22 protein-coding genes are annotated in these 23,591 nt (G+C 71.6%); all 22 read left to right on the top strand.

What is annotated here, in order from left to right; genetic code table 11:
• Positions 1 to 385 precede the first annotated feature (385 nt).
• On the top strand, positions 386 to 2,203 hold the full coding sequence (locus tag VF092_06080) for a M2 family metallopeptidase (protein ID HEX6746847.1): 1,818 nt from the start codon (positions 386 to 388) through the stop codon (positions 2,201 to 2,203).
• 143 nt (positions 2,204 to 2,346) lie between these two features.
• Complete coding sequence (locus tag VF092_06075; protein HEX6746846.1) at positions 2,347 to 3,186, top strand: hypothetical protein; 840 nt, start codon at positions 2,347 to 2,349, stop codon at positions 3,184 to 3,186.
• A gap of 135 nt (positions 3,187 to 3,321) precedes the next feature.
• Entirely contained in the window at positions 3,322 to 4,665 is a 1,344-nt protein-coding gene (locus tag VF092_06070) for a sulfatase-like hydrolase/transferase (protein HEX6746845.1), read from the top strand.
• Between the two features lie 150 nt (positions 4,666 to 4,815).
• The gene (locus VF092_06065) at positions 4,816 to 7,605 is read left to right on the top strand and encodes an EAL domain-containing protein (protein ID HEX6746844.1); all 2,790 of its coding nucleotides are present in this window, start codon (positions 4,816 to 4,818) and stop codon (positions 7,603 to 7,605) included.
• A 93-nt stretch (positions 7,606 to 7,698) separates the two neighbouring features.
• Positions 7,699 to 8,157 (top strand): hypothetical protein, encoded by a 459-nt coding sequence (locus VF092_06060; GenBank protein HEX6746843.1) that lies wholly within the window; start codon positions 7,699 to 7,701, stop codon positions 8,155 to 8,157.
• Between the two features lie 182 nt (positions 8,158 to 8,339).
• On the top strand, positions 8,340 to 9,461 hold the full coding sequence (locus tag VF092_06055; GenBank protein HEX6746842.1) for a N(4)-(beta-N-acetylglucosaminyl)-L-asparaginase: 1,122 nt from the start codon (positions 8,340 to 8,342) through the stop codon (positions 9,459 to 9,461).
• Between the two features lie 176 nt (positions 9,462 to 9,637).
• Positions 9,638 to 9,913, top strand: coding sequence for a hypothetical protein (locus tag VF092_06050; GenBank protein ID HEX6746841.1), 276 nt, complete (start codon positions 9,638 to 9,640; stop codon positions 9,911 to 9,913).
• A complete protein-coding gene (locus tag VF092_06045; GenBank protein ID HEX6746840.1) occupies positions 9,913 to 10,404 on the top strand; it encodes a PIN domain-containing protein in 492 nt (163 codons plus the stop codon). The genes VF092_06050 and VF092_06045 overlap by 1 nt, the downstream gene beginning before the upstream one ends.
• A 174-nt stretch (positions 10,405 to 10,578) precedes the next feature.
• Positions 10,579 to 11,736 carry a PilT/PilU family type 4a pilus ATPase gene (locus VF092_06040; protein ID HEX6746839.1) on the top strand — a complete coding sequence of 386 codons (1,158 nt, stop codon included), beginning with the start codon at positions 10,579 to 10,581 and terminating at the stop codon, positions 11,734 to 11,736.
• Positions 11,737 to 12,077: 341 nt separating this feature from the next.
• The gene (locus VF092_06035; protein HEX6746838.1) at positions 12,078 to 13,166 is read left to right on the top strand and encodes an alpha/beta fold hydrolase; all 1,089 of its coding nucleotides are present in this window, start codon (positions 12,078 to 12,080) and stop codon (positions 13,164 to 13,166) included.
• Positions 13,163 to 13,897 (top strand): DUF72 domain-containing protein, encoded by a 735-nt coding sequence (locus VF092_06030; GenBank protein HEX6746837.1) that lies wholly within the window; start codon positions 13,163 to 13,165, stop codon positions 13,895 to 13,897. The genes VF092_06035 and VF092_06030 overlap by 4 nt, the downstream gene beginning before the upstream one ends.
• 186 nt (positions 13,898 to 14,083) lie before the next feature.
• Positions 14,084 to 14,497, top strand: coding sequence for a hypothetical protein (locus tag VF092_06025; GenBank protein HEX6746836.1), 414 nt, complete (start codon positions 14,084 to 14,086; stop codon positions 14,495 to 14,497).
• A gap of 105 nt (positions 14,498 to 14,602) precedes the next feature.
• A complete protein-coding gene (locus tag VF092_06020) occupies positions 14,603 to 15,349 on the top strand; it encodes an enoyl-CoA hydratase/isomerase family protein (GenBank protein HEX6746835.1) in 747 nt (248 codons plus the stop codon).
• A gap of 398 nt (positions 15,350 to 15,747) precedes the next feature.
• Entirely contained in the window at positions 15,748 to 17,202 is a 1,455-nt protein-coding gene (locus VF092_06015) for a DEAD/DEAH box helicase (protein ID HEX6746834.1), read from the top strand.
• A 118-nt stretch (positions 17,203 to 17,320) separates the two neighbouring features.
• The gene (locus tag VF092_06010; protein HEX6746833.1) at positions 17,321 to 17,518 is read left to right on the top strand and encodes a hypothetical protein; all 198 of its coding nucleotides are present in this window, start codon (positions 17,321 to 17,323) and stop codon (positions 17,516 to 17,518) included.
• A complete protein-coding gene (locus tag VF092_06005) occupies positions 17,499 to 17,684 on the top strand; it encodes a hypothetical protein (GenBank protein ID HEX6746832.1) in 186 nt (61 codons plus the stop codon). Before VF092_06010 ends, VF092_06005 begins: the two co-directional genes overlap by 20 nt.
• Positions 17,685 to 17,765: 81 nt before the next feature.
• Positions 17,766 to 18,302, top strand: a complete 537-nt coding sequence (locus VF092_06000; protein HEX6746831.1) for a DUF2911 domain-containing protein — start codon at positions 17,766 to 17,768, stop codon at positions 18,300 to 18,302.
• 344 nt (positions 18,303 to 18,646) lie between these two features.
• Positions 18,647 to 19,648 carry an alpha/beta hydrolase gene (locus tag VF092_05995; GenBank protein HEX6746830.1) on the top strand — a complete coding sequence of 334 codons (1,002 nt, stop codon included), beginning with the start codon at positions 18,647 to 18,649 and terminating at the stop codon, positions 19,646 to 19,648.
• A 552-nt stretch (positions 19,649 to 20,200) separates the two neighbouring features.
• Positions 20,201 to 20,755: an RNA polymerase sigma factor gene (locus VF092_05990; GenBank protein ID HEX6746829.1), complete on the top strand. Its 555-nt coding sequence runs from the start codon at positions 20,201 to 20,203 to the stop codon at positions 20,753 to 20,755.
• Positions 20,752 to 21,549, top strand: a complete 798-nt coding sequence (locus VF092_05985; protein HEX6746828.1) for a zf-HC2 domain-containing protein — start codon at positions 20,752 to 20,754, stop codon at positions 21,547 to 21,549. The genes VF092_05990 and VF092_05985 overlap by 4 nt, the downstream gene beginning before the upstream one ends.
• Positions 21,550 to 21,600: 51 nt before the next feature.
• The gene (locus VF092_05980; protein HEX6746827.1) at positions 21,601 to 22,587 is read left to right on the top strand and encodes a DUF4097 family beta strand repeat-containing protein; all 987 of its coding nucleotides are present in this window, start codon (positions 21,601 to 21,603) and stop codon (positions 22,585 to 22,587) included.
• Positions 22,588 to 22,655: 68 nt separating this feature from the next.
• The coding region (locus tag VF092_05975) for a DUF5916 domain-containing protein (protein ID HEX6746826.1) at positions 22,656 to 23,591 on the top strand (936 nt) is incomplete at its 3' end.

Raw genomic sequence — 23,591 nt, 5'->3', positions numbered from 1 at the left:
GAGAGCCTCCTGCGGTGTGATGCGGGCGGCGGAGAGGCCGCCACGCGGGAGGACGCCTGCTCTTACGTGCGGAGTGTTCCGGCGGTTTCAGGGTTGGACGCCGCGCACCGAAAACGACGCCACACGATGGGATGAATCGTTCGCCGAAAGGGTTGGATGGCTGGAATCGGGGGATGAGTTGTCGCCGCCCCCTTCATCACGGCGGGTCGGGGCTCGTCGTGGGGAACGGTGATCCGCCCACGGAGACCCATCGCGATCCGGGGACGGGAGCAGTATCCCTCATCACCATCTTCTGCGACGATCCGGTCCCGGAGACGCTTGTCGGCGCGTGGCGATCTCCTTAATCTCACGCGCTTCATCGAGATACCCTGACCCGAAAGTCCCCATGGAGAGAAGAATCCTTCCGCTCGTCTGCCTGGCGGCGCTGGTGCCCGCGGCCGCCGGCGCGCAGGCCCGCGCGGCGGCCACGAGCCGGACGCCCACCGTGCAGCAGGCCGCCGCGTTCATGGACTCCACCGAGCGCGAGCTGTCGGAGCTGGGCCGGCGCGAAGGCCAGGCGGGGTGGGTGGCGGCCACCTACATCACCCACGACACCGAGGAGCTGGCGGCCGAGGCGTCGAAGAACCTGGCGGTGGCCATCCAGCGGCGGGCGCTGGCGGCGCGCCGCTTCGACCGGGTGCAGCTGCCGGCCGGGCTGCGGCGGAAGTTCGGCCTCCTTCGTCTCTCGCTCTCCGCGCCGCCGCCGGGGAACGCGGACGAGGCGGCGGAGCTCTCCCGCATCCGCGCCGGGATGGTGGGCGACTACGGCCGCGGCTCGTACTGCAGGACGCCGGGGAGCTGCCAGGACATCAACGCGCTCTCGCGAGTCCTGGCCACGAGCCACGACCCCGCCGAGCTGCTGGATGCCTGGCAGGGGTGGCACCGCGTGGGCGCGCCCATGCGCCAGCGCTACACGCGCTTCGTGGAGCTCTCCAACAAGGGCGTGCGCGAGCTGGGCTACACCGACGCGGGCGCGATGTGGCGGGCGCGCTACGACATGCCGGCGGACTCGTTCGCCGCCGAGGTGGACCGGCTGTGGGAGCAGATGCGGCCGCTGTACATCGCTCTCCACGCGTACGTGCGCGCGCGGCTGGTGGAGCAGTACGGGGCGCAGGTGGTGCCGCCCAACGGGATGATCCCCGCGCACCTGCTGGGGAACATGTGGGCGCAGGAGTGGGGGAACATCTACCCCATCGTGGCGCCGAGGAACGCGGCGGGGCCGGGGTACGACCTGACCGAGCTGCTGAAGGCGAAGAACACCGACGCGCCGGGGATGGCGCGCTACGCGGAGCGCTTCTTCACCTCGCTGGGCTTCCAGCCGCTGCCGCAGACCTTCTGGGAGCGCTCGATGCTGGTGAAGCCGCGCGACCGCGACGTGGTGTGCCACGCCAGCGCGTGGGACATCGACCGCGAGGACTTCCGCATCAAGATGTGCACGGAGATCACGGGCGAGGACTTCGTGACCCTGCACCACGAGATGGGGCACAACATCTACCAGCGCGCGTACCGCGACCAGCCGTTCCTGTTCAGGGACGGCGCCAACGACGGCTTCCACGAGGCCATCGGCGACGCCATCGCGCTCTCGATCACCCCCGACTACCTGAAGCAGGTGGGGCTGCTGAACGAGATCCCGCCGCCGGCCGCCGACACGGCGCTGCTGCTGCGGCAGGCGCTGGACAAGGTGGCCTTCCTTCCCTTCGGCCTCCTCGTCGACAAGTGGCGCTGGGGGGTGTTCAGCGGGCAGATCACGCCGCAGAACTACAACGCCGCGTGGTGGTCGCTGCGCAACCGCTACCAGGGCGTGTCCGCGCCCATGCCGCGCAGCGAGGCGGACTTCGACCCCGGCGCCAAGTACCACATCCCCGCCAACACGCCGTACATGCGCTACTTCCTGGCGCGCGTGCTCCAGTTCCAGTTCTACCGCGCGCTCTGCCGCGAGGCGGGGTACACGGGGCCGCTGTACCGCTGCTCGTTCTTCGGCAGCCAGGCGGCAGGGCGCAAGTTCAACGCGATGCTCGAGGCGGGGGCCAGCCGGCCGTGGCAGGAGACGCTCTTCGCGATGACGGGGGAGCGGAAGATGGACGGCACGGCGCTGCTGGAGTACTTCGGCCCGCTCAAGGAGTGGCTCGACCGCCAGAACGCCGGCAAGCCCGTCGGCTGGTGATGTGATCGATGGTGATGCGGGGCCGGCGCGGGGAGAGCCCTCGCGCCGGCTCCGCGACAGGTCGATCGAGTGCGTGAGTGCGTGAGTGCGTAGGACCCCATCCCACCCCCAGCGGTCTCATCTCTCTTCCCCGTGAGATCCCCATGCCCTTCTTCCGCCACGCCCTTTTAGCGATCCCGTTGATCTCGCTCTCGCTCGTCGCCCCCCCATCCCGTGCTGCGGCGCAGATCGGGATCGAGGACCTGCTGGGGAGCGTGACCGACATCGACGTGTCGGCGAGCTGCTGGGCCACGAAGTCGGCGTCGCTGCGCAGCTCGGACTGCCCCGGCGGGCGCAACGGTTACGGCGTGGAGGTGCTGTGGTCGCTGAAGACCATCCACCTGGGCGCCGCGCCGCGCGTGGACACCACCTGGGTGCCGCAGCAGAAGACCGTCACCGTGCACCAGGGCCGCCCCGACACCGTCACCACGCTGGTGATGAAGGAGGAGGAAGCGGAGTCGTCCGGCTACACGCTGCTGATCGAGCTGGCGCTGGGATACAGCCAGTTCTCCGGCTTCCAGTCGGCGGATGACCGGTACGACCTGCGCGGCACGGTGCGCGAGCAGCCGTCGATCGCGTTCTACGGCAGCCTGGAGGGGCCGGGGATGCTGCAGCACCTGAGCCCGTACCTGGGCGTGCGCTCGGGGCTGATCCGCCTGAGCGACGTGCAGGTGTTCACCCCCACCGAGGGCGACGAGACCCTCTCGCTGACCGGGACAGCCGAGGTGTTCCAGGTGGGCGGCGCGCTGGGGATCGCGGCCGAGGCGGGGCCGGTGAGCCTGTTCGTGGAGGGGCAGCTGAACCTGCGGCGCTTCCCCAGCATCGACTGGACGGCGGGGGAGGGAGGGATCATCCCCGGCTTCATCCCGCGCGGGCTGGACTTCAGCGGGCCGAGCATCTCCGTCGGCATGCAGATCCACATCCGCGACGAGCCGGAGCCGTGATCGCGGCGGCGGCGGGCTCCCCGGCCCGCCGTCTTCATCCGCATCGCGAGGCAGAGCGTTGGACGCGGCGCCGCGGGCGATTACACTGGCGGGACCCCCCGATCTCCATCATCCCCCCGAATACGGAGTCCGGCGATGGACCGCAGGCGCTTCCTCATCGACCTGGCCGGCGCGGCCGCGGCGGTGGCCGCCACGCCACGGCTGGCGGCGAGCGCGTCATGGCTGGCGCGGCGCCGGCGGCCGAACATCGTCCTGATCATGGCCGACGACCTGGGCTACGGCGACCTGGGGATCACGGGGCGAACCGACTACCGCACGCCGGTGCTGGACCAGCTCGCGCGTGACGGCGTGCAGCTGGCGCAGGCGTACACGGCCGCGCCGGTGTGCACCCCCACGCGCGTGGCGCTGATGACGGGGCGCTATCCCGCGCGCTCGCCGGTGGGGCTGTACGAGCCGCTGACGACGAACCCCGTGGGGCTGGAGACGAGCCCGCCGACACTGGGGATGCGGATGAAGGCGGCAGGCTACGAGACGGCGATGGTGGGGAAGTGGCACCTGGGGACGGAGCCGCGCTTCCACCCGCTGCGCCACGGGTGGGACGAGTTCTACGGCTTCCTGGGCGCGGCGGCGGACTATGCCAGCCACGTCGACACCGAGTGGCACCGGAACCTGTTCCAGGACGGCACGCGCACCGTCACCACGCCGGGGTACCTCACGGATCTCTTCACCGGGCGCGCGGTGCGGATCGTCCGGCGGAGGCGGACGCGGCCGCTCTTCCTCAATCTCCAGTACAACGCGCCGCACTGGCCGTGGCAGGGGCCGGGCGACCCGCCGTATCCCGACTCGGCGGACTCCGACGGCGGCGGCTCGCCCGCGACGTTCGCGCGGATGATGGAGCGGATGGACGCGGGCGTCGGCCGCGTGCTGGAGGCGATCCATCGCGGGGGGATGGAGCGCGACACGCTGGTCGTCTTCACCAGCGACAACGGCGGCGAGCGCTACTCGCACATGGGGCCGTTCAGCGCGCGGAAGATGTCGCTGCACGAAGGCGGCATCCGCGTGGCGGCGATGGCGCGCTGGCCGGGCGTGATCCCCGCCGGCAGCCGCACGGAGCAGGTGGCGGTGACGATGGACTACACGGCCACATTCCTGGCGCTGGCCGGGGCACGGCCGGCGGCCGCCGCGCCGCTGGACGGCATCGACCTGCTGCCGGCGCTGACCGGGGAGCGCGGGTCCGTCCGCCGCGAGCTGTTCTGGCGCATCTTCCAGCGCCGCAAGGAGAAGGCGATGCGCAGCGGCGACTGGAAGTACCTGCAGACCGCGGACGGCGAGTTCCTGTACGACCTCGTGTCCGATCCCGGCGAGAAGCAGGACCTCAGGGCCGCGCACTCCGCCGTCTTCCGGCAGCTGCAGGGGAAGATGGCGGCGTGGGAGCGCGAGGTGCTGCCGCCGATCCCGCTCGACCCCGCGCGGGCGTGACGGCTTCCTCGCGACGGGACTGATCCCTCCGCCGCGAGGATTGGCAGAGATTGTCGCCGCGCGCGCGACAAAACAGTTGTGTTCTCCCCGTGGCGGCAGGCACTATGTGAGCCGGGACACGGCGTCCCGCCCGCTGCCGGAGCCACGACGATGCCTGCTGCCTCCGCGTTCCTGCACGTGCTGCCGTACCTGGCCTCCGCCGCGATCTCGGCGGGGGTGGCGGCGTACTGCTGGGTGCGGCGCTCGCGGCCGGGGGTGGGGGCCTTCGCCGTGGTGGCGCTGGCGGAGGCGTTCTGGACGGCCGGGCTGGTCTGCGAGCTGCTCGCCCCGGGGCTCCGCGGGAAGATCTTCTGGGACAACGTCCAGTTCCTGGCCATCCCGCCCATCGCCATCGGCTTCCTGGCGTTCGCCCTCGGGTTCGGCGGACGCCGTCTCCGGCATTCCGCCCTCGTCCATTCGCTGCTCGCGCTGCCGCTGATCGTCCTGGCGGTGCTGGCGTTCACCGACCCCCTGCACGGGCTGGTGCGGCGCGACCCGCGCATCGTGGCCGGCATCCCCTTCCCGCAGCTCATCTACGGCTTCACCCCGCTGGTCGACGCGATCGCCATCTACCTCTACGCGGTGATGCTGGCCGCCTTCGCGGTGCTGGTGGCGGGGCGGATGCGCGCGCATCCCCTCTACCGCGCGCAGGTGAACGTGGTGCTGGCGGGGGTGCTGATCCCCGTCGCCGGCTCGGTGCTCACCGTCACCGTGCTGGCCGACTTCGCGGAGCGCGACCTGACGCCGATCACCTTTGCGCTGGGGAACCTGGTGATCGCGTGGGGGCTGTTCCGGCGCCGGCTGTTCGACGTGACGCCCATCGCCCGCCACGTGGTGGTGGACAGCCTGGCCGACGCCGTGTTCGTGCTGGACGCCCGCGGCCGCGTGGTGGACCTGAACCCCGCCGCGCGCGCCGCCTGCGCCGATGGCGGCGATCCGGTGGGACGCCCGGCCGCCGAGGTGCTCCCGCTCCCCGCGGACGCGGTCGCCCGGCTGGCGGACGGCGCGGAGGCGCTGGAGGTGGAGACGACCGGCGCAGTGCCGCACCCGGCGGAGGTGGGCGCGCACCCGCTGGCCGGCCCCCGCGGCGAGCGCTGGGGAAGCGTGGTGGTAATGCGCGACGTGGGCGAGCGGCGGCGCGCGCAGGAGGAGCTCCGCCGCCACCGCGACCGGTTGGAGGAGCTGGTGGCCGAGCGCACCGCCGCGCTGCGCGACAGCGAGGAGCGGCTGCGGCAGATCGCCGAGAACAGCAGCGAGGTGTTCTGGCTGGTGGAGGCGGACGGGCGCGTGGCCTATCTCAGCCCCGCCTTCGAGCGCCTCTGGGGGATGCCGCGCGAGCGCGTGTACGCCGACCCCGATGCGGTGTTCGGGCCGGTGCGTCCGGAAGCCCGCGCCTCGGTGCGGGCGATCCTGGACGAGGCGTTCGGCGGCCGCCCGGCCGAGGTGACGTATCGTCTGGCCGCGCCGGACGGGGGCGAGCGGTGGGTGCGGACGCGCGCCGTGCCCGTGTACGACGCCCGGGGCGCGATCTACCGCGTGGCCGGGGTGACGGAGGACGTGACCGAGCGCAGGCGGATGGAGGAGCAGCTGGTGCACGACGCCCTGCACGACGCGCTCACCGGGCTTCCCAACCGCGCGCTGTTCGAGGACCGGCTGCGCCACGCGCTGGACCTGCTGCGCCGCCATCCCGACCGCGGCTTCGCGGTGATGATGCTGGACCTGGACCGCTTCAAGCGGGTGAACGACTCGTTCGGCCACCTTGCGGGCGACCGGCTGATGGAGGCGGTGGCGCTTCGGCTCCGCGCGGCGATGCGCGACGGCGACACCGTGGCGCGCTTCGGCGGCGACGAGTTCGCGCTGCTGCTGGACGGCGTGGCCGACGCCGGCGAGGCGCTGCGCGGCGCCGAGCGCATCCAGGCCGAGCTAGCGCGGCCGTTCGACCTGGAGGGGCACGAGCTGGTGGTGACGCCCAGCATCGGCATCGCGCTGGGGCGGAAGGGCGCGGAGCATCCCGAGGAGCTGCTGCGCAAGGCCGACACGGCCATGTACCGCGCCAAGGAGCGCGGCGGGTCGCGCTGCGAGGTGTACGACCGCGCCATGCACGCCCGCGCGCTCTCGCGGCTGCGGCTGGAGACGGAGCTGCGCCACGCGCTGGAGCGCGGCGAGCTCTGCGCCGCCTATCAGCCCATCGTCGCGGTGGGCGACGGGCAGATCGTGGGATTCGAGGCGCTGGCGCGGTGGCGGCACCCCGAGCGCGGACTGCTGGCGCCGGGGAGCTTCATCGACGTGGCCGAGGAGACGGGGCTGATCGTGCAGGTCGACCGCTGCGTGCTGCGCGAGGCGTGCGCGCGGCTCCGCGAGTGGCGCCAGCGGCACCCGGGGATGGAGCCGCGGATGACGGTGAACCTCTCCGCGCGGCAGCTGGCCGAGCCGGGGCTGGCCGACGGGCTGGCCGCCACCTTCGCGGAAACGGGGGTGGAGGTGGACTGGATGCGGCTGGAGATCACCGAGAACGGGCTGGTGGGGCGCGCGGAAGAGGCGGCGCTGGGCGAGCTGCGCGCCCGCGGCATCCACCTGGTGGTCGACGACTTCGGCACCGGCTACAGCAGCCTGGGCTACCTGCACCGGCTGCCGATCAGCGCGCTGAAGGTGGACCGCTCGTTCCTCAGCGGCGGGGGCGAGGGGAACCTGGCCATCGTGGGCGCCGTGGTCACCCTGGCGCACGGGCTGGGGATGGACGTGGTGGTGGAGGGGGTGGAGCGCCCCGAGCAGCTGGAGCGCGTCCGCGCGCTGGGCGCCGACTACGCGCAGGGCTACCTCTTCTCGCCGCCGGTGGAGGCCGAGGCGGCGGAGGCGCTGCTGGCGCGGCGCTTCGTGGGCGCGTCGGCCGCGCGGGCGTGACGCCGGACGTTTGCGTGCGGGTTGTCCGCCCACGCGCGGAAGTGTAGATTCAGGGCGCACTTACCCCCTCCGATCCCCGCATCCCCCGCCCGCATGGAGTACTTTCTCCTCTGCCTGACCTCGTTCGGCGTTTGCGCCGCGGGGGCGCTCCTTCCGTTCGTCAACACGGAGATCTACCTGGTGGGCGCGTCGGCGCTGATGCCGCGGGCGATGTGGGTGCCGCTGGTGGTGGCCGGCTCGGTGGGGGCGATGGCGGCCAAGGTGCTGCTCTACTTCGGCGGGCGGGGGCTGGTGAAGCTCCCCTCCGGCCGCATGCAGAAGGGTCTGGCGAAGATGCAGGCGCGGATGGAGGCGCGGCCGCACGTCGGCAAGCTCATCTACCTCGCCAGCGCGGTCATCGGCCTGCCGCCGTTCTACGTCACCACCATCGCCGCGGGGGCGGTGGAGATGAACTTCGCGTTCTTCCTCGTCGCCGGCCTCGCGGGGCGGCTGATCCGCTTCGGTGCGTTCGTCGCCCTGCCGCACGTGGCGCAGGGCTGGCTCGGCGGCTGATACAGGCGATCTTTTATCTCACGCAGAGTCAGCAGGGTCAGCAGTTGAACTGCGGTTTAACTGCTGACTCTGCTGACTCTGCGTGAGCCATTTCAGAGTTTGTCTTGCACGAGCGTCTGCGTGGCGACAAGATGCGGCGTCCCCTTCCATCATCCCCGATCCCCATCTCTCCCAGGACGCAGATGAGCTCCTCCATCTCCCGCCGCGACTTCGTGCTGACGGGCGCGGGCGCCGCCGTGGCCGCCGCGCTGCCCAAGCCGCTCGCGGGCGCGCCGGCGGTGATCGTGCGCGGCGCCGCGCGGCCGGTGGTGATCGCCTCAGGCAACGGCAACCAGTTCCGCAACGGCGGCGACATGACGGCCGTGCAGAAGGCGTTCACCATGATCGCGCAGGGCGCCGACGTGCTCGACGCGGTGATCGCGGGCGTGAACCTGAACGAGCTCGACCCCGCCGACGTCAGCGTGGGCTTCGGCGGCCTGCCGAACGCCGAGGGCGTGGTGCAGCTCGACTCGTCGGTGATGCACGGGCCCAGGAAGTGCGCCGGCGCCGTGGCCGCGCTGGAGGGCATCCGCACGCCGTCGCTCGTGGCGAAGGCGGTGATGGAGCACACCGATCACCACCTGCTCGTCGGCGCCGGCGCGCAGCGCTTCGCGCGGCAGATGGGGTTCGCCGTCGAGGACGACCTCAACACGCCGCGCTCGCGGCAGCTCTGGCTGGAGTGGAAGCGCCGCTCCGACCCCGAGCACTGGCTGGATCCCGCCACCCGCGCCGACGCCGGCCACCGCGCGCGCATGGAGATGGTGGCCGAGGGGCTGGTCGACTTCGAGCACGTGTTCGGGACGATCAACTGCAACGGCATCAACGCGCGCGGCGACATCTGCGGCGTGACCACCACCAGCGGGCTGGCGTGGAAGATCCCCGGGCGTGTGGGCGACTCGCCGATCCTGGGCGCGGGGCTGTACGTGGACGGCGCGGTGGGCGCGGCGGGCTCCACCGGCCGCGGCGAGGCCAACCTCTACAACCTGACCTCGCACCTGATCGTGGAGAACCTGCGGCGCGGGATGAGCCCGAAGGACGCGGGGATGGACGGGCTGCGGCGGATCGTGGCCAACACGGTGGAGCGGCGGCTGCTGAACGGCCGCGGCCAGCCGAACTTCGGCATCCAGTTCTACGTGCTGAACGCGCGCGGCGAGCACGCCGGCGTCACCCTCTACCCCTCCTCCGGCGGCTACGCCGTGTGCGACGAGAACGGCCCCCGCAACGAGCCCATGGAGCCGCTGCTGCAAGGGTCACCGAACGGATAGGAGCGGATTGCGATCGGTTGGAGCCGCAGGTGCGCGCGGGTGCCAGAACGATTGTGGCACCCGCGTGCATTTGTACTCCCGGTGGCGGTGTTGTGGCGCGGGCTACCGCTGTCTTCGAGGCTGATTACATTCGTCTGTACAGTTTGGAAAGCGATGCGTGACCGGAGGAATCGATGATGATCGACGTGAAGCAGGCTGTACGATCAGCCGAGGACTACGCGCGCGAGCTGTTCGATGAGGCCGATCTCCGTCACCTGCGGCTGGAAGAGGTGGAGATGTCGGAGGATGGCCGGCAGTGGAAGGTCACGCTTGGCTGGGTGGAGCCCGCCGTCGCAAAGCCGGGCCTGATGATCAACGGCACACTGCGCCGGCTTCCGCGCGTCTACAAGCTCTTCGAGGTGGATGCGGAGACGGGCACGGTGAGCGCGATGAAGATCCGGGAGCTGAACTGATGCGCCGGCGCAGCCCGCAGATCCGCCCCCGCGTACTCCTGGTGGACACGAACGTGCTCCTGGTGCTGCTGCTTGGAGCGAGCGATCCCGCGCACATCCAGCGATTCAAGCGCACGCACGCCTATTCCGCGGCCGACTTCGAGCTCCTGACGGACTTCATCAGCGGGTTCAGCGAGCTCGTCGTAACGCCCAACGTGCTGACGGAGGCGAGCAACCTGGCCGGCCAGCTCGCCGAGCCGCTCCGCAGCGAGGTGTTCACCTCTCTCGCGGTCCTGGCGACGCAGACTGCGGAGCGCTACTTCCCCAGCCGTGACGCCGTCCGCGAGGTCGATTTCGTGCGGCTCGGCCTCGCCGACATTTCCGTGCTCCTCGCGGCGCGCGAGAGGGTGATGGTTCTCACCGACGACCTGCAGCTCTACCTGAGGCTCGCCGCATTGAACCTTCACGTCGTGAACTATCATCATCTCCGCGAGGGCGCGGTCGAGGGCTGAACCACGCGTCTCAGCGACGAAGACAACAAGTGCCGGCCCCGAAGCTGTGGGCCGGCACTCGTCTGTTTCCCCGCTTTTGGCTATCTTTCCCGCTTCCCCGAAAAATGCAGCGGCGCCGAGCGAGCGCCGGACCGGCATCTATCGAAACCCGTTGCAGGACGCTGTAAACAGATGATGGAACCCGTGATCCGCGCGGCGGTCGAGCGCGGGGCCAGCGACATCCACGTGAAGGGCGGCGACTTCGTCCGCGCGCGCATCACCGGCAAGCTGATGCCGCTGACCAAGCAGAAGCTCACCCCCGACCAGGCGCGCGCCTTCGCGCTGACCGTGCTTCCCAACGACCGCGTGCGCGGGCAGATCGACAGTCTGCAGGACTACGACTGCTCGTGGGGGATCGACGGGCTCACCCGCTTCCGCGTGAACGTGATGCGGCAGCGCGGCAGCTTCAACGTGATCCTGCGCGTGATCCCCTACAACGCGCCCACGCTGGAGGGGCTGGGCCTTCCCGCCGTGCTCGCCACCATCGCCGAGGAGGAACGGGGGCTGATCCTGGTCACCGGCGTGACCGGGTCGGGGAAGAGCAGCACGATGGCGGCCATGATCCAGCACATGAACAACCACTCGTTCCGCCACATCGTCACGCTCGAGGACCCGATCGAGTTCCTGCACCGCGACAACCAGTGCTCCATCTCGCAGCGCGAGATCGGGTCCGACACGGAGAGCTTCTACAAGGGCCTGCGCGCGGCGCTGCGGCAGGACCCCGACGTGATCCAGATCGGCGAGATGCGCGACGCGGAGACCATCGACATCGCGCTGAAGGCGGCGGAAACGGGGCACCTGGTGATCAGCACGCTGCACACCAAGGACGCCACGTCCACGGTGGCGCGGCTCATCTCCGCCTTCCCGGCCGAGGAGCAGCAGACCATCCGCTACCGCCTGGCCGACGCGCTGGAGGCGGTGATCTCGCAGCGGCTCGTCCCCCGGCGCGACCGCAAGGGGCGGGTGGTGGCGGCGGAGATCATGCGCAGCACCGGCGCCATCCAGGACTGCATCCGCGAAGAGGCGAAGACGGCGGAGATCAAGGACTACATCGCCGCGGGACGCGACACGTACCAGATGCAGACGTTCGACCAGCACCTGGCCGAGCTGGTGCGGCAGGGGATGGTGGACTTCGGCGTGGCGCGCGCGGCGGCGAGCAACCCGTCGGACTTCGAGCTGCAGGCGCGGCTGAGCGCCGGCGGCGTCCCGGGGAGCGCGCCATCCTCTGCCTCGTCGTCGGGAGATGGGGATGGCGGGGCAATGGAGGGGTTCATGAGCGGGCCGGGGTATTAGCCCTCGCGCTGGCTGTCGGCGCGGGGCCCTCTCCCTGGCGCTTCGCGCCTGTCCCTCCCCCAAAACCGACTGGGGGAGGGACCTGGGCGCTTCGCGCGGCTACTCAGCGCGCGGAACACTCCGCCACGCTTCCCACACATCTGTCATTCCGAGCGGAGCCGCTGCGCGGTACTCTCGTCCGTGCCGATGTCGAGCGGCTCCCGAGGAATCTGTGGCCTGCTTCCGAGCCGACCTCTGGGTTTCGCTCCTCCCGCGGCGATAGATTCCCCGAGCTGCAGCCAATCGTCACGCCGCGAGGGGTGGTGTCGTCACTCGCGGCCGACATGAACGCCAGGATGCCGATGCGCGCTCGCTCGATCTTCATCGCCCTGCTGCTGTTTGCGGCGCCGCGGCTCGCGAGCGGACAGGATGCCGCGTATCCCGCGCCCGTCGAGGGCGACTTCGTGATGCGCGACTTCGCGTTCGGGAGCGGGGAGCGGCTGCCGGAGCTGCGCATCCACTACCGCACCGTCGGCACGCCGCAGCGCGACGCGGGCGGGCGGGTACGCAACGCCATGCTGATCCTGCACGGGACCACGGGGAGCGGCGCCAACTTCATCTCCCCCACCTTTGCGGGGCGGCTGTTCGGGCCGGGGCAGCTGCTGGATGCGCGGCGCTTCTTCATCATCCTGCCGGACGGAATCGGGCACGGGCGCTCCAGCCGGCCGTCCGAGGGGCTGCACATGCGCTTCCCGCGCTACACCTACGACGACATGGTGCGCGCGCAGTACCGCCTCGTCACCGAGGGGCTGCACGTGGACCACCTGCGGCTGGTGATGGGGACGTCGATGGGCGGGATGCACAGCTGGGTGTGGGGATACACGCATCCGGACTTCATGGACGCGCTGATGCCGCTGGCCAGCGCGCCGGTGCAGATCGCCGGGCGCAACCGCATGATGCGCCGCATGATCGCCGATGCCATTCGCAACGACCCCGAGTGGCGCGGCGGCGAGTACGCGTCGCCACCGCGCGGCCTGGCGGACGCCGTCCACGTGCTGATGCTGATGACCAGCGTGCCGCTGCAGCAGCAGAAGACGGCGCCCACGCGCGACGCCGCCGACTCGCTGCTGGCCGCCTCCGTCGCGCGGTACACGCGGACGCTGGATGCCAACGACATGCTCTACGCGTTCGACGCGTCGCGCGAGTACGACCCGTCGCCGCACCTGGGCGAGATCCGCGCGCCGCTCTTCGCCGTCAACTCGGCGGACGACGAAGTGAACCCGCCGGAGCTGGGGATCCTGGAGCGCGAGATCCGCAAGGTGCCGCGTGGGCGCTACATCCTCGTCCCCACCAGCGACGCCACGCGCGGCCACGGCACGCACTCGCTCCCCGACGTGTGGGGCCGGTACCTCGCCGAGCTCCTGGCCGCGAGCGAGCCGCCGGCGCGGTGACGCGCATCCTCGTCGGCACGGCGGGATGGACGCTGCCGCGCGCGGAGCAGCCCGAGTTTCCGCCGGAGGGGAGCCATCTTTCGCGCTACGCGGCGCGCTTTCCCGTGGTGGAGATCAACTCGTCGTTCCACCGCCCGCACCGCGCGTCCACCTGGGCGCGGTGGGCGGACGAGACGCCGCCACACTTTCGCTTCTCCGCCAAGCTCCCGAAGACCATCACCCACGAGCGCCGGCTCGCGGACGCCGAGGCGCTGCTGGAGACTTTCCTCGCCGAAGCGGGCGCGCTCGGGGAGAAGCTCGCGTGCCTGCTCGTGCAGCTTCCGCCCAGCCTGGCGCTGGACGCGGCCGTCGCGGAGCGCTTCTTCGCGGCGCTGCGGGCGCGGACGGCCGCGGCGGTCGCGTGCGAGCCGCGGCACGAGAGCTGGTTCACGGGAGAGGCGGACGCGCTGCTGGCGGGGCTCGGCGTCGCGCGGGTGGCGGCGGATCCGGCGCGCGTCCCCGCCGCCGCGGAGCCGGGCGGCGCGCGCGATCTCGTCTACCGCCGCCTGCACGGCTCGCCGCGGACGTACTACTCGGCGTATGACGACGCGTACATCGCCGCCTTGGCCGCACATCTCCACGCGGACGCGGCGGCGGCGCGCGAGGCGTGGTGCATCTTCGACAACACCGCGGCGGGAGCGGCAACCCGCAACGCGCTCGATCTTCTCCACCAACTGGAGCGCGCGGAGTGACGGACACGTGGAATCGTGACGAAGATGGCTCCCCGCGCTGAGTAACCGGCGCGAAGCGCCCCAGGTCCCTCCCCCAGTCGGTTTTGGGGGAGGGACAGGCGCGAAGCGCCAGGGAGAGGGCCCCGGTGACGCATCGGCGCGCGTGACGTATACTCCCCACCCGAAATGCTTTCACGGGAGGGGGTGATGGAAGGGCGATACGAGTTCGAAGGCGCCGAGGTGCTGCCGCTGCTCGCGGAGACGAACGGCGCGAAGGAGCGGGTGATGACGGAGGCGCAGCGGTACCTGGCCGCCGGCGTGGACATCCGCTCGCCCGACGCGGAGGCGCCGGAGGAGATCGATCATCCCGGCACCGGCGCGCCGCCGGGACTGTGGCTGATGAACGACCGCGGCGTCTACCTGCGCAGCAACGCCGGGAAGCGCGCGGCGGAGAGCGTCGCCTTCGCCCGCGGCTTCCGCGCGGACGTGCAGCTGGGCGACGAGCCGGTGTGCGAGTTCATCGACGCCGCGCCGCTCGCCCAGCTCCGCGACGGCGACACCCTCGTCCTCACCCTCAGCGAGCAGAAGATCCGCCTCTCGCTGATCCGCAAGGATGGATGAACTACGGGCCTCACGCGGAGACGCGGAGACGCGGAGGTGAACGCCGGCAGTTCTCCGCGTCTCCGCGGCTCCGCGTGAGAATCACTTTGGGTGGGGATAGGGACGATGATCGAACGTGAGACGAGCGACGGGATCCTGACGCTGCGGCTGGCGCACGGGAAGGCCAGCGCGATGGACGTGGAGCTGCTCGAGGCCTGCATCCGCGAGCTCGACGCCGCGGATGACGCGCGCGCGGTGGTGGTCACCGGCACGGGCTCCATCTTCTCCGCGGGCGTGGACCTGTTCCGCCTGCTGGACGGCGGCGAGGCGTACGTGCGACGCTTCATCCCCCTGCTGCGCGACTTCGTGACGCGGATGTTCGCGCTCCCGAAGCCCGTCGTCGTCGCCGCCAACGGGCACGCGATCGCCGGCGGGGGGGTGATGGTGGCGGCGGGCGACTACCGGCTGATGGCGGAGGGGAACGGCCGGGTCGGCGTCCCCGAGCTGCTGGTCGGCGTCCCGTTCCCCGCGGCGGCGCTCGAGGCGGTGCGCTACGCCGTGCCGGGTGACCGCATCCAGTCGCTCGTCTTCACCGGCCGCACCTTCACCCCGCGGGACGCGCTCGCCGAGCGGCTGGTGGACGAGGTGGTGCCGGCGGATCGTCTGCTCGACCGCGCGCGGGACGTGGCCGCGCAGATGGCCGCCATCGCGCCGACCGCCTTCGCGCTGACGAAGCAGTATCTCCGCGGCCCGTCGCTGGAGCGCATCGCCGCCTCGGCTGCATACGACGAGCAGGTGGTGGCCGCCTGGTCCGCCCCCGAGACCCACGCCCGCATCCGCGACTACCTCGATCGGACTGTGCGGAAGGGGTGATCAGGGAGTCCCGTCGAGGAATTGGTGCATCGCCGCCGAATCGCGTGCGGGTCCGGCGATAGATCCTTCGGCCTGCAACCGACTGCGCGGATGCCGATTACGGTCTGTCCGGCCTCAGGATGACGTCAGCGGGGGAGGCGTGGATTCGACTGGAATCCTGCATCCGGTGGAAGTCCGCGAAGGCGGACTGCGTGTCGTCGTAGCCGCGACTTCAGTCGCATCCTCTCAACGAGATTTCCGCCCGGCACTGACATCTTTCGGCAAAATTGGTTATATTGGATGCACCAATGCTGGACGGCGGACTCAGCCGCGAGCCCGCCGTCTTCTTTTGTGCCACGCCACGGAACGCGGCATCCGCCCTGAAACAGGCGGATTTACCCGTGGTCCATGGGAACACCATGTCTTTCGATACACTCTCGATCCATCCCTCGCTCCTGCGCGCCGTGCGCGACCTGGAGTTCACGAAGCCCACGCCCATCCAGCAGGAGGCCATCCCGCCCGCGCTGGAGGGGCGCGACCTGCTGGCGTGCGCCATGACCGGCAGCGGCAAGACCGCCGCCTTCCTCCTTCCCATCCTCAACCGCCTGATCGACAAGCCGCGCGGCACCACGCGCGCGCTGGTCCTCTCGCCCACGCGCGAGCTGGCGGCGCAGATCCACGAGCACTTCACCGCGCTGGCGCGGCACACCGACGTGCGCGCGGCCGCGGTGTTCGGCGGCGTGGGAATGCAGCCGCAGGAGCAGGCCTTCCGCCGCGGCGTCGACCTGATCGTCGCCACGCCGGGCCGCCTCCTGGACCATCTCCAGTATCCGTACGCGAAGCTGGACCAGATCGAGGTGCTGGTGCTGGACGAGGCCGACCGGATGCTCGACATGGGCTTCCTGCCGGACATCCGCCGCGTCCTCAGGCATCTGCCCACGCAGCGGCAGACGCTGTTCTTCAGCGCCACCATGCCCGCGCCGATCGTGCAGCTCTCCAAGGAGATGCTGCGCCAGCCCGCGGCCATCAACATCGAGCGCAAGGCGGCGCCCGCCACGGGCATCACCCAAGCGCTGTATCCGGTCAAGGAGGACCTGAAGCCGGCGCTGTTCCTGGAGCTGCTGCGCCGCGGCGACGTGGGGCAGGCCATCGTGTTCTGCCGCACCAAGCACCGCTCCAACCGGCTGTTCGAGATCCTGGAGCAGGCGGGGATCCCGGTCGCGCGCATCCACGGCAACCGCAGCCAGAGCGCGCGCACCGAGGCGCTGGCGGGCTTCAAGAGCGGGAGATACCGCATCCTGGTGGCGACGGACATCGTCGCGCGCGGGATCGACGTGGAGGCGCTGGAGCACGTGGTGAACTTCGACGTGCCGCACCAGCCCGAGGACTACATCCACCGCGTCGGCCGCACCGCGCGCGCCGAGGCCACGGGCGAGGCGTACACGCTGGTCTCTCCCGAGGAGGAGAAGGACCTGCGCGACATCGAGCGCGCGGTCGGCAAGCCGATCCGCCGCGTGACGGTGCCCGGGTTCGACTACAACGCCCGCGCGGCGGAGCGCTTCGAGGTGCCGATCGGCGAGCGGATCAAGGAGATCCGCGCGCGGAAGGCCGCCGAGCGCGAGCGCGCCAAGCAGAAGGCCGAGGCCAAGGCCCAGCGCGAGGCCGACGAGGCCGCGCGCCTGGCCACCCGTGGCCAGCGCCAGCCGATGCAGCCGCGCCGCCGCGACGACGATTCGCGCCGCCCGGCGAACGAGCCGCGCCGCGACGGCTTCGCGCCGCGCGGGCAGCACGACGCGCCGCGGCAGGATGGCGCGCCCGGCGCCGGCAAGCGCCGTCGCCGCCGCGGCGGCCGCCGCCCCGCGATGCAGGGCTGAGCGTCACCGTCGTTCGTCAGCAGAATCGCCCCCGTTCGCCGCGCGCGGACGGGGGCGATTCTGCGTTCGCACGCCTCTTGCTCGCCGCACGGTCGCACCCACAGCCAGGGAGATGGAGATGGGCGACGACCGGCGGGACAACGTGGCGGGCGCGGAGTCGGGGACGGACGCGAGCCCCGCCCCCGAGCCGCGCGAGATGACCGGGCGCGAGGCCGAGCTGGCCGCGCGCACGCTGGCGGACCGCGACCTCACCAACGAGCCCGCGACCGCGCACGACCACGACGGCGGGGACGACGATGTCGACGGGCGGCCCTGATCCCAACCGCGACGTCCCGCCGGACCCCGACACCGCGCGCGGCGACTTCGGCAACTCCTCCACGTCGCGGCTGGGGATGCCGAGCATGCTGACCGGGCTGCTGATCCTGGCCGTGGCGCTCGCGTTCATCGTCTACATCGTGTTCGTGCGCGCCGGCCGGCCCTGACACGCGGCGATTGAGCGCCCGCGCGCGCGGGCGTATACTCCGGGCGGGCAGTTCCTTCATCCCCCGCCCGCTCTCCTTGCCATGATCCGATCCAGACGCGCGGCCGCCGTGCTCGCGCTGGCGCTCGTCGCTGTGGCGTGCGGCCGCGTGCCGTCCGGCGCGAAGCGGAAGAGCCAGCCCGCGCTCCTCGTGCAGCGCATCGGCGCGACGGAGGTGTCGGTCCGCTACAACCGCCCGTCGGCGCGCGGGCGCAGGCTGTTCGGCGGGATCGTGCCGTGGGACTCGGTCTGGTGTCCCGGCGCCGACGAGGCCACGAAGCTCACCACCAGCGCCGACCTGGCGATCGGCGCGGCGACGCTGCCGAAGGGCGCCTACAGCCTGTGGATGATCCCCGTCTCCGCGGGCGACTGGACGCTGATCTTCAGCCGCGATGCCGGCGCCTACCACGTCCCCTATCCCGGCGCGGAGAAGGACGCGCTGCGCATCAGCGTTCGCCCGCGCCCCGCGCCGTACGTCGAGTCGCTCGCGTACGACATCCCCGTCGCCACGCCCGACAGCGCCGTGCTGGAGATGCGCTGGGGCGATGTCGCGATCCCCATCCCCCTGCGCCCTCGCTGATATCCTGAAGAGGCCTCACGCGGAGACGCGGAGGCGCGGAGAACTCACCCCCGGGATGAGTTCTCCGCGTCTCCGCGTCTCCGCGTGAGATCGATCTTTTTGGAGATGGGGCAGGGTGGCGCGGCAGCGCTGTCCCAAGCGGGGAATCATTGCCGCAGCTTGGAAAATTGGGAGATTTTGTCAAGCGTGAGATGGAAGATGTTTGATCGCAAACAGATGGATTTGATGAATCCTGCTCACCGGGACGCGGCACCGGGCGTGCCTCGATGATGGGGCGTGCCGCGCCACTGGGGCGCGGCGCTGAAGGCATACATCTGCCCATCCCGACACACCGGAACCACACCGTGAAGATCCGTACCTCGCTCGTGCTCCTCCCGCTGGCCGCCGCGTGCGACCGCGCCGACGCCCCGCTCGCCCCCACCACCGCCACGCCGCGGCACGAGATGCAGTTCGCCGCGCCGACCACGGCCGAAGGCTTCGTGCCCAGCGCCGACGGCGTCTCCCTGTTCTACCACGTCGAGGGCAGCGGCCCCGACACCGTGCTGGTGATGAGCGGCGGTCCCGGCCTCAGCTACCGCTACATGGCGCCGGACCTCGGGCCGCTGGCCCACGGCCGCACCGTCATCTACTTCGACCAGCGCGGCTCCGGGCGCTCGACCATCGTCACCGACCCCGCGCAGCTCGGCCCGGACCGCCAGGTGGCCGACATCGAGGCCGTCCGCCGGCACTTCGGGCTGGCGAAGATGGCGCTGGCCGGGCACTCGTCGGGCGCGGTGTTCGCCGTGCTCTACGCCGCCAGCCATCCGCAGAACGTGGAGCGGCTGGTTCTGCTGGACCCGGCGCCCGCCACCGGCGCATTCGTGGAGCAGTTCACCGCCAACCGCATCGCGCGTACGGCGCCGGAGCAGCTGGCGCGGCAGATCGAGCTGATGAACCTGTTCCTGGGCGGCCAGGTGGCTGACCCGGTGGCCGGGTGCGAGGAGCTGTTCCACAGCATCTTCCGCCCCTACTTCGCCGACCCGCAGAAGGTGGACGGGATCCGCTTCTGCGACGTGCCGGTGCCGGCGGCGGCCAACAGCGTGTTCGCGCTGCTGGTGGGGATGGGCGCGCTGGACGCGTCGTGGGACGCCGCGCCGTACCTGCAGGCGATCGCCGCGCCCACGCTGGTGGTGCACGGCTCGGCCGACGTGATTCCCGCCGCCAGCTCCGCCTACTACGCGCAGCACCTGTCCGACGCGCGCCTGGTGACGATCGAGAACGCCGGCCACTTCCCCTGGCTGGAGCAGCCCGCGGCGTTCTTCACCACCGTCGACAACTTCCTCCGCCGCGGCGACGTCCTGCGGTGAGCTGACAGGTCGCGCTCACCTCCCCCTGCGCGACGAACTCGCCTCCGCGCTGAGTTCTCCCCTCCCCTGCGCAGCGGGGGAGGGGCCGGGGGAGGGGGCCCGCCCGCGGCCGCGCCGGGGCATCCCACCTCGCACCGATGCATCGGCCGGGAGTCCGCGAAGGCGGACTTCGGGCCGTTGTTGCCGCGAATTCCATTCGCCCGTCCCCGCCCAGATCCCACCGTCATCTCCTTCCTCGCGACCCTTTCCGCGACGTCCCCAATAGAACCGGCATCCTCTCTCCCGTCTCCGTTTCTGGGACGATCCCCTCTTCCCTGTCCCCCAACCGCCTCCACGCTGTTATCTTATCCCCTTCTCCCGCACCACCTTCCGGGGAGCCCTCCCCCTCACGCGGTCCCGAATCACCCATGCGGTACCCATCCCCGGCCGCGCACTGGCACGCGCGCCCCAGGGTCGCGGAATCTCCATCTCCGCAACCGTTTAAACCAACCCGGAACGCCGTGCATCAGAGGGGCAGCGGTAAAGCTGCGCACCCTCCAACGGCCGGACTCGATGGCGACCATGCTCGTTGAAGACGAAGCCCCCGCGGCGGCGGCCATGACCGTCCGCCGCGCGCAGCAGGGCGACGTCGCCGCCTTCGAGCAGCTCTACCGCGAGAACCTGGACCGCGTCTACGCGCTCTGCCTGCGCATGTGCGGCGACGCGGGCCGGGCCGAGGAGCTGACGCAGGACGTGTTCGTGCGCGCCTGGCAGAAGCTGGAGATGTTCGAGGGGAAGAGCGCGTTCAGCACCTGGCTCCATCGGCTCGCGGTCAACGTCGTCCTGGGAGACCGGCGCTCCGAGGGGATCCGCGTGGGGAAGGTGTTCGGCACCGACGACCCGGCGGCGTTCGAGACGCCCGGCCGGGCGGCGGATCCCGGGCAGGCGATGGACCTGGAGCGCGCCATCGCCACGCTGCCGCCGGGGGCGCGCACGGTGTTCGTGCTGCACGACGTGGAAGGCTACAAGCACGAGGAGATCGCGGAGCTCCACGGCCTGGCCGTGGGCACCTGCAAGGCGCAGCTCCACCGGGCGCGCCGGCTGCTGAGAGAGGCACTGGAACGATGACCCACGAACAGGCTTTCGAGCTGCTCGACGACTTCGCCTCGGGCGAGCTCTCCGACATCGACCGCGTCCGCGTGCAGCGGCACGTCGACGGGTGCGACGAGTGCCGCGCCGAGGTGGAGGCCGTCCGCTCGCTGCTGGCCATGACGGCGGCGCTCCCCACCGGCGTCACCCCGCGGCGCGACCTGTGGGCGGGGATCGCCGACCGCCTGGAGCCCCGCGCCGTGGTGGCCGAGGTTCCCGCGGAGGAGACGAAGGTGATCCCCCTGGCCCCGCGCCGCCGCCCGTGGCAGCCGCCGCGGTGGGCGCTGCAGGCCGCCGCCGCCGTGGTGCTGGTCGCCTCGTCCAGCGCCATCACCGCCAGGCTGATGCAGGACCGCCAGGGCCCGGCCAGCGGTCCCGTCGCCCTCGGCCCCACGGTCCACGCCACGCCGCCGGCGGACGCGGGCGATCCGCGGGGGACGGCGGACGCGAATCCCGGGACGCAGCGGAGCAACCCGGCGACGGCGGGGCAGGCGGGGGCGGGGTCAACGACGGCGTTCGCCGCCTTCCGCCCCGCGGAGCAGGACTACCAGCGCGCCATCGACGACCTGGTTCGCGTGCTGGAGACGAAGCGCGGCCAGCTGGCGCCCGAGACGGTGCGCACGCTGGAGACCAACCTCCGCATCATCGACGCGGCCATCGCCGAGTCGCGTGCGGCGCTGGAGAAGGACCCCAACAGCCGCGAGCTGACGCAGATGCTCTCGGCCACCTACGACGCCAAGGTCCAGATGCTCCGCCAGGCGGTGGAGCTGTAGCGGCGGACCCGAAGCCTAGATCGCGGACCGACACACGACGGGAGCCCCATCATGCGGGTTGGAACCCTCGCCCTCACTGCCGCGCTGGTCGCGGCGGGCGCCGGAACGGCGCGGGCACAGCAGCAGGTCAACGCCACGCGCTCCACCGGCTCCACGGGCCGGGTGGAGATCCACAACCCCTCCGGCAGCATCCACGTGATCGGGTGGGGGCAGAACCAGGTGCAGGTCACCGGCACGCTCGGCTCCAGCAGCGAGCGGCTGGTGCTGGAGGACGACGACGCGGGGCTGGAAGTGCGCGTGCAGCGCCCGGGGGGCCACGGCTCCAACCGCGGCGGCTCGCTCACCATCCGCGTCCCCCGGCGCAAGGACGTGGAGATCGTCTCCATGAGCGGGAGCGTGACGGTGGAGGGGATGGACGGGACGGTGGAGGCCACCTCGCACAGCGGCGGCGTGCGCGTGTCCGGCGGGCGCTCGCGCACCATCATGGCCACCTCGCGCAGCGGGTCGGTGGACGTGGACGCCGACGCCGAGCGCGTGGAGGCCACCTCGCTGAGCGGCTCCGTCACCGTCGCCGGCACGGTGCGCGACCGGGTGGAGGCCACCAGCCTGAGCGGCGGCGTGCGCATCACCGCCCAGGCGGGGCAGGTCGAGGCCGGGTCCACCAGCGGAACGGTGGAGATCGCGTCGATGCGCGGCCGCGCCGAGGTGCACAGCGTCTCGGGCGACGTGCGGGTGACCGGGCGGGGCCTCAGCGGCTCGTTCCAGACCGTCTCCGGCTCGGTGATCCTCACCGGCGACCTGGACCGCGACGCCGACCTGGAGCTGAACAGCCACAGCGGCAACGTGGTGCTGCAGCTTTCCTCCGGCGCCTCGGCCGACATCGACGCGGGAACCTTCAGCGGGTCGATCGACGTCGACTATCCCGGCGCGCGGGTGGAGCGCGAGTCGCGCCGCTCGGCCCGGATCCGCCTGGGCTCCGGCGACGCCACCGTGAAGATGCAGACCTTCTCCGGAAGCGTGAAACTCGTCCGCCGCTGACCGCGTACGGGGGGAGGTGAGCCGGGCTCACCTCCCCCTTCACTTTCGCGGAACCTAACGACGGACCCATGCTCGCCGCGCTTTTCCTCTCCGCGACCCTCGCGGCCGACACCACCCAGGCCGCCACGCAGGCCCTCGACGCCTACCGCCTGACCGCCGCCGTCGGCGCGCCCACGCTCGACGGCAGGCTCGACGACCCCGTGTGGGCCGCGGCCGACTCGGCCACCGGCTTCGTGCAGCGCGACCCGGACGAGGGGAAGCCGTCCCGCTACCCCACCGTGGTCCGCCTGGCCTTCGACGATGGGGCCATCTACGTGGCCATGCGCGCGTACGACCCCGAGCCCGCCCGCATCGCCAGCCAGCTGACCCGGCGTGACGAGGAATCGCCGTCGGACTGGCTCCTGGTGGCCTTCGACTCGCGCCACGACCGGCGCACCGGCTACGCCTTCCAGGTCAACCCCGCGGGGGTGAAGCGCGACTTCACCATCGCCGACGGCTCCAACGACGATCCCGGCTGGGACGCGGTGTGGGACGTGGCGGTGAGCCGCGACGAGCGGGGATGGAGCGCCGAGTTCCGCATCCCCCTCTCCGCGCTCCGCTTCGCCCCGGGCGGCGACGGGGTGTGGGGCTTCGAGGCGGCGCGGATCGTCGCCCGCACCAACGAGCAGAGCTTCTGGGCGCCGCTGCGCAAGGACGACAGCCGCACCGTGGCCCGCTTCGGCGAGCTGCGGGGGATGCGGGGCCTTCCGTCGCCGCGCCGCCTGGAACTCCTCCCCTACGCCGTCACCGGCGCCACCCGCGCGCCGGGGAGCGGGGGCGACCCCTTCTACCGCGCGACGGACCTCCGCGGGTCGATGGGGCTGGACCTCAAGTACGGCCTCACCAGCGACCTGACGCTCGACGCCACCGTGAACCCCGACTTCGGGCAGGTGGAGGCCGATCCCAGCCAGGTCAACCTCAGCCAGTACGAGACCTTCTTCCCCGAGAAGCGCCCCTTCTTCACC

Origin of the sequence: Longimicrobium sp., from assembly GCA_036377595.1 — a bacterium.
Classification (GTDB): domain Bacteria; phylum Gemmatimonadota; class Gemmatimonadetes; order Longimicrobiales; family Longimicrobiaceae; genus Longimicrobium.
This window is presented reverse-complemented; position numbering and strand designations above follow the sequence as displayed.

Bases quoted from the DNA above. Each gene is read 5' to 3' on its own strand.
- VF092_06080 (HEX6746847.1), top strand. From the start codon at position 386: ATGGAGAGAAGAATCCTTCCGCTCGTCTGCCTGGCGGCGCTGGTGCCC.
- VF092_06075 (HEX6746846.1), top strand. From the start codon at position 2,347: ATGCCCTTCTTCCGCCACGCCCTTTTAGCGATCCCGTTGATCTCGCTC.
- VF092_06070 (HEX6746845.1), top strand. From the start codon at position 3,322: ATGGACCGCAGGCGCTTCCTCATCGACCTGGCCGGCGCGGCCGCGGCG.
- VF092_06065 (HEX6746844.1), top strand. From the start codon at position 4,816: ATGCCTGCTGCCTCCGCGTTCCTGCACGTGCTGCCGTACCTGGCCTCC.
- VF092_06060 (HEX6746843.1), top strand. From the start codon at position 7,699: ATGGAGTACTTTCTCCTCTGCCTGACCTCGTTCGGCGTTTGCGCCGCG.
- VF092_06055 (HEX6746842.1), top strand. From the start codon at position 8,340: ATGAGCTCCTCCATCTCCCGCCGCGACTTCGTGCTGACGGGCGCGGGC.
- VF092_06050 (HEX6746841.1), top strand. From the start codon at position 9,638: ATGATCGACGTGAAGCAGGCTGTACGATCAGCCGAGGACTACGCGCGC.
- VF092_06045 (HEX6746840.1), top strand. From the start codon at position 9,913: ATGCGCCGGCGCAGCCCGCAGATCCGCCCCCGCGTACTCCTGGTGGAC.
- VF092_06040 (HEX6746839.1), top strand. From the start codon at position 10,579: ATGGAACCCGTGATCCGCGCGGCGGTCGAGCGCGGGGCCAGCGACATC.
- VF092_06035 (HEX6746838.1), top strand. From the start codon at position 12,078: ATGCGCGCTCGCTCGATCTTCATCGCCCTGCTGCTGTTTGCGGCGCCG.
- VF092_06025 (HEX6746836.1), top strand. From the start codon at position 14,084: ATGGAAGGGCGATACGAGTTCGAAGGCGCCGAGGTGCTGCCGCTGCTC.
- VF092_06020 (HEX6746835.1), top strand. From the start codon at position 14,603: ATGATCGAACGTGAGACGAGCGACGGGATCCTGACGCTGCGGCTGGCG.
- VF092_06015 (HEX6746834.1), top strand. From the start codon at position 15,748: ATGTCTTTCGATACACTCTCGATCCATCCCTCGCTCCTGCGCGCCGTG.
- VF092_06010 (HEX6746833.1), top strand. From the start codon at position 17,321: ATGGGCGACGACCGGCGGGACAACGTGGCGGGCGCGGAGTCGGGGACG.
- VF092_06005 (HEX6746832.1), top strand. From the start codon at position 17,499: ATGTCGACGGGCGGCCCTGATCCCAACCGCGACGTCCCGCCGGACCCC.
- VF092_06000 (HEX6746831.1), top strand. From the start codon at position 17,766: ATGATCCGATCCAGACGCGCGGCCGCCGTGCTCGCGCTGGCGCTCGTC.
- VF092_05990 (HEX6746829.1), top strand. From the start codon at position 20,201: ATGGCGACCATGCTCGTTGAAGACGAAGCCCCCGCGGCGGCGGCCATG.
- VF092_05985 (HEX6746828.1), top strand. From the start codon at position 20,752: ATGACCCACGAACAGGCTTTCGAGCTGCTCGACGACTTCGCCTCGGGC.
- VF092_05980 (HEX6746827.1), top strand. From the start codon at position 21,601: ATGCGGGTTGGAACCCTCGCCCTCACTGCCGCGCTGGTCGCGGCGGGC.